Source organism: Paraburkholderia ribeironis (genome assembly GCF_900019265.1).
Classification (GTDB): Bacteria; Pseudomonadota; Gammaproteobacteria; order Burkholderiales; family Burkholderiaceae; genus Paraburkholderia; species Paraburkholderia ribeironis.
Genome location: NZ_CYGX02000061.1, coordinates 1 through 908, shown reverse-complemented (window position 1 = coordinate 908; position 908 = coordinate 1). Strand labels below are relative to the sequence as shown.

Genomic DNA, 908 nt, shown 5'->3' with positions numbered 1-908 from the left:
CAATGAACGCCCCGTCGCCCATGGACGGATCTGATTTTCGACCCAATTGTTGTCTATGGGCACGTGCCCGTCATCGAGATAGCGCGTCAGTCAGCGCCTCCCAGCGTTTGAGGCTATAGTCCTGCGCTTTCGCAATCGCCGAACCTGCCGATACCAGCTTGCGTTGCGCCACCCTCCATTCGTAAAGGGCGTCGCACACCGGTTTGGCGCGGCTCTGCCGAAGCCGGTGTCGCGCTTCGATATCAAGCGCCGCGGCATCACGTTCGATGTTATATAGCTCGGTGAAGAACGGCAGCGCCTGCCAGCGACCTGACCGCTGTGATTGGCATGCAGCTCGAAGAACTTGCGCCTCGCGTGAGCTGCCAAGCCGATTTCGGTGATGCCCTGAAGGAATGAGGCCTTATAGCCGCCGTAGTCGTCATGATCTGCTGCAGGAATCCTGGACAGAAATGAGTGTTAGTGTTTCGGAGCAATTTTCCCAATGACACGGGAGGAATGATATGAACGCCTCCCACCCGTGAGTGGCGGAGGCAAGCAGGAAGGCGGAGCCTCACGGGCCAACGGCATCAGAGTGCCCAGATGGAAGACCATAGAGGTTATCCTGGCGAACCGGAGGCTCCGGGATGCAGCCGGTGGCGGACCTGATCCGGCATCTGGGGATATCCGAGCAGACGACGTATTACCGCTGGAAGAAGCAGTACGCGGGCCTGGAGTCAAACCAGGTCCGCGAACTTAGGCAGCAGGATGAGAATGCCCGGCTCAAGAAGCTGGTCGCAGAGCTCAGCCTGGACAAGGCGATCTTGCAGGGTCCGCCGATGCGGCTTCGCGCCGCGCGCCCGGCGGCGTAAACGCAGAAACCCCACCGGCGGTCCGGTGGGGTTTCTGCGTTTACGCCGCCGGGCGCGCGG

2 pseudogenes are annotated in these 908 nt (G+C 61.0%); one reads left to right on the top strand and one right to left on the bottom strand.

Annotation, left to right across the window (positions count from 1 at the left end):
• Positions 1 to 420, bottom strand: a pseudogene (locus BN2475_RS25425) (IS66 family transposase); the annotation flags it as partial.
• 209 nt (positions 421 to 629) lie between these two features.
• Here BN2475_RS25425 and BN2475_RS25420 point away from each other — a divergent pair.
• A pseudogene (locus BN2475_RS25420) lies at positions 630 to 806 on the top strand (transposase); the annotation flags it as partial.
• Positions 807 to 908: the final 102 nt, after the last annotated feature.